The sequence below is a fragment of the Frankia sp. R82 genome, from assembly GCF_023716925.1.
In the GTDB taxonomy this organism is placed as follows: domain Bacteria; phylum Actinomycetota; class Actinomycetes; order Frankiales; family Frankiaceae; genus Frankia.
In genome coordinates, this window is the sequence record NZ_JAMQQG010000103.1 from 1 (window position 1) to 3,768 (window position 3,768).

Consider the following 3,768-nt stretch of genomic DNA (forward strand, 5'->3'; position numbering starts at 1 on the left):
GGCCTGCACCTGCCCGCCACCCTGCTCGCCGCCGCCCCCCACCAGCACGCCCGCGGCCGCCGCACCCCCCCGTCCACCCCGGACCTCACCCCGGGCAGTGTCCCGGGTGCCATCCCGGAGGCCTCCCGGGGCGGCGGCCAGGGTGGGGGCAGGGCGTTGCGGCTGGTGCCGTCCGACCGGCGCGGCGCGCACCGTGTCGCCCGCGAAGGCAACCTGGTGCTGTTCTGCGTGGACGCGTCCGGGTCGATGGCGGCACGGGCCCGGATGACCCTGGTCACCACCGCGGTGCTCGCCCTGCTCGTCGACGCCTACCAGCGCCGCGACCGCATCGGTCTGATCACCTTCCGCGGCGCCGGCGCCGAGGTGGTGCTCGCCCCTACGTCCAGTGTGGAGGCCGGCGCCGCCCGCCTGCACGCCCTGCCCACCGGCGGACGGACGCCGCTGGCCGCCGGTCTGCTGCGCGCCGGGCAGGTGCTGACCGCCGAACGGCGCCGCGATCCGTCCCGACGTGCCCTGCTCGTCGTCGTCACCGACGGACGGGCCACCGCCGGCGGCGACCCGCTGCCCGTCGCCCGCGCCCTGCGTCGCAGCGCCCCCACGGCCCTGGCCGCGTCCGGAACGTCCGGCGCCCGCGGCGGCGGGGGGCGGGGGATGACCGCGGGTGGGCTGGCCAGTGTCGTCGTCGACTGCGAGACCGGCATGATCCGGCTGGGTCTGGCCGCCCGTCTCGCCGACGCCCTCGGCGCCCGGACCGTCCCGCTCGACGCCCTACCCCTGCTGCACCCACCCGCCCCACCCGCCCGACCGGCAGCACCCGCAACCGCCGCCCGGCTGGCCGCACCGGCCCCACCGGCCCCACGGGCCGTCCGCGTCGAGCTCAAGGAGCTGTCCCGATGAGTCCGCAGGGGGTGCCGTCCACGGTGCCGGACGACGGGCTGACCACCCGGGCGCGCCGCGGCCGGCCGCTGCTGATCGTGCACACCGGCGACGGCAAGGGAAAGTCGACCGCCGCGTTCGGTCTGGCGTTGCGCGGCTGGGCGCAGGGCTGGCCGATCGGCGTCTTCCAGTTCGTCAAGTCGGCGAAATGGCGCATCGGCGAGGAGAAGGCCCTCGAGACACTGGGGGAGTCCGGCGCCGGCGGCACCGTCACCTGGCATCGGATGGGCGCCGGATGGAGCTGGATCCAGAACCGCGTCGACCCCGCCGGTGACCCGGCCGCGGCCGCCGCCGAAGGCTGGGCGCAGATCCGCCGCGACCTGGCCGCGCAGACCTACCGGCTCTACGTCCTGGACGAGATGACCTACCCGCTGCGCTGGGGCTGGCTCGACCTCGACGAGGTCGTCGACACCCTGCGTACCCGCCCCGGTGCCCAACATGTCGTCATCACCGGCCGGGCCGCCCCGACCCCCCTGCTCGACGCCGCCGACCTCATCACCGAGATGACCAAGGTCCGCCATCCCATGGACGCCGGCCAGAAGGGCCAGAAAGGCATCGAATGGTGACCGGCCCGACGCGCCGCCTCGACCTGCCCCGGCTCGTGCTGGCCGCACCCACCTCCGGCGCCGGCAAGACCACCGTCGCCACCGGACTGATGGCCGCGCTGGCCGCCCGCGGCCTGCGGGTCAGCCCGCACAAGGTCGGCCCCGACTACATCGACCCCAGCTACCACACGCTGGCCACCGGCCGACCCGGACGTAACCTCGACGCCGTCCTGTGCGGACCGCAGCGGCTCGCCCCGCTGTTCGCCCACGCCGCCGCCGGCACCGACATCGCCGTCGTCGAAGGCGTGATGGGCCTGTTCGACGGGGTCGCCACGCCCCGCGCCGGTGAGCAGGCCGACCACGCCTCCACCGCCCATGTCGCCCGGCTGCTGGACGCCCCCGTCGTCCTGGTCGTCGACGCCTCCGGGGCGTCCCGGTCGATCGCGGCGCTGGTCACCGGCTTCCGGATGTTCGACCCGCGGCTGCACCTGGCCGGTGTCATCCTCAACCGGGTCGGCTCCGCACGCCACCGCCGGCTGCTCACCGACGCGCTGGCCGACATCGGCATGCCCGTGTTCGGCGCGCTGCCCCGCGAGACCACAGTGCACACCCCGTCCCGGCATCTGGGACTGGTCCCCGCCGCCGAACGCCGTCCCGCCGCGGTCGCCGCCGTCGACCGCCTCGCCCACCTGGTCGCCACCACCTGCGACCTGGACGCCCTGCTGCGCGTCGCCCGCGCCGCCCCACCCCTGCACACCCCCACCTGGCAGCCCACCGAAGCCCTCACCACCCCCGCACCCTCGCCCTCCCCGATCCCAGCCCCGGCTCCGGCTCCGGCTCCAGTCCAGGCTTCGGCTGCGCGGCCGCCGTCGCCGCGCGCAGGAGGACGGCCGGTGCGGGTCGCGATGGCCGGCGGGGCGGCGTTCACCTTCGGCTACGCCGAACACGCCGAACTGCTGCGCGCCGCCGGCGCCGACGTCGTCACCGTCGACCCGCTGCGCGACGAGAGCCTGCCCGCCGGCACCGACGCGCTCATCCTCGGCGGCGGTTTCCCCGAGGAACACACCGCCGACCTCGCCGCGAACCTCCCGCTGCGCGCCGCGATCGCCGCGTTCGCCGCCGCCGGACGTCCCATCAGCGCCGAATGCGCCGGCCTGCTCTACCTCGCCACCACCCTGGACGGCGTCCCCATGTGCGGGGTGCTCGACGTCGCCGCCGTCATGGGCCCCCGCCTCACCCTCGGCTACCGCCACGCCATCGCCGCCACCGCCAGCCCCCTGACCCCCGCCGGCACCCCGCTGGGCGCCCACGAGTTCCACCGCACCGTCCTACCCGCCCCCGGCGCGGCGACCGGGGCCGCCTGGTGGCTTCCCGTCGCCGACGACCCTCTCCCACCCGCCCGGGACGACACCGCACCCCGCGGTGGCGGCGCGGCCCGGGGCGGCGGCGGCGAGACGGCGACCCGGTGGCGTGCCGAGGGTTTCGTGCGCGGCCAGGTCCACGCCTCCTACCTGCACCTGCACTGGGCCGGCCAGCCCGACATCGCCCGCCGCCTGCTCGAGGCCGCCCACGCGACCCGCCCCGCCCACCCCACCGACACCGGACATCCCGCCGATGCCATCGACGCCGCCTGAGCCGCCTGAGCACACCGGCGGCCCCACCCCGCCCGGCCCGCAGACCAGACCCCCGGGCGGGAACCCGCCGCCCCACCACAGCGCACGCGATCTCGTGGTGGGCATCGGCGCCCGGCCCGGGGTGCAGACGCGGGAGGTCCTCGCCCTCATCGACCACGGCCTGCGCGCCCTGGGCGTGTCCCCGGTGTCCGTGCGGGCCCTGGCCACTGTCGACGTCCGCGCCCGCGAACCCGGCCTGCGCGGCGCGGCCGCCCATCACGGCTGGCCACTGATCGCCCACCCCGCCGCACTGCTGGCCACCGTGAACGTCCCCCACCCCAGCGCCGCCGCCGCCGCGGCGCTGGGCACCCCGAGCGTGGCCGAAGCCGCCTGCCAACTCGCCCTGCCCACCACCTCCACCCGGGCCGACACCGTCCCACCGTCCCCGGGACGTCTCATCCTGCGCAAACAGACCAGCCCCCGCGCCACCCTCGCCATCGCCCGACACCCGAGCACCGGATGTGCGTAGCCGACATCCAGGTCAGCCCACCGACCGAGCGGCACCGGCCGACATCACCGACCTGCCCGGATGCCGTCGGTGTGCTGGTAGCGAAGGCCGTCGAGCAGCAGCGTGCGCAGACGGTCGGCCTCGTCGGTTGCGGTGGGGGTGCCCT

General features: G+C 76.7%; 4 protein-coding genes. All 4 read left to right on the forward strand.

The genetic code is table 11. The annotated features are described in order from the left end of the window. Positions 1-897: VWA domain-containing protein (locus ND747_RS15770; RefSeq protein WP_251734378.1), on the forward strand; the 897-nt coding region annotated here is incomplete at its 5' end. Further along, positions 894-1,502, forward strand: a complete 609-nt coding sequence (cobO, locus tag ND747_RS15775; protein ID WP_163550841.1) for a cob(I)yrinic acid a,c-diamide adenosyltransferase — start codon at positions 894-896, stop codon at positions 1,500-1,502. The genes ND747_RS15770 and cobO, both read left to right, overlap by 4 nt. Beyond that, a complete protein-coding gene (locus tag ND747_RS15780) occupies positions 1,496-3,115 on the forward strand; it encodes a cobyrinate a,c-diamide synthase (RefSeq protein WP_251734379.1) in 1,620 nt (539 codons plus the stop codon). Before cobO ends, ND747_RS15780 begins: the two co-directional genes overlap by 7 nt. Next, positions 3,096-3,623, forward strand: coding sequence for a cobalamin biosynthesis protein (locus ND747_RS15785; protein ID WP_251734380.1), 528 nt, complete (start codon positions 3,096-3,098; stop codon positions 3,621-3,623). Before ND747_RS15780 ends, ND747_RS15785 begins: the two co-directional genes overlap by 20 nt. Positions 3,624-3,768: the final 145 nt, after the last annotated feature.

Coding starts and splice junctions, on each gene's coding strand:
- cobO (WP_163550841.1), top strand. CDS start 894: ATGAGTCCGCAGGGGGTGCCGTCCACGGTGCCGGACGACGGGCTGACC.
- ND747_RS15780 (WP_251734379.1), top strand. CDS start 1,496: ATGGTGACCGGCCCGACGCGCCGCCTCGACCTGCCCCGGCTCGTGCTG.
- ND747_RS15785 (WP_251734380.1), top strand. CDS start 3,096: ATGCCATCGACGCCGCCTGAGCCGCCTGAGCACACCGGCGGCCCCACC.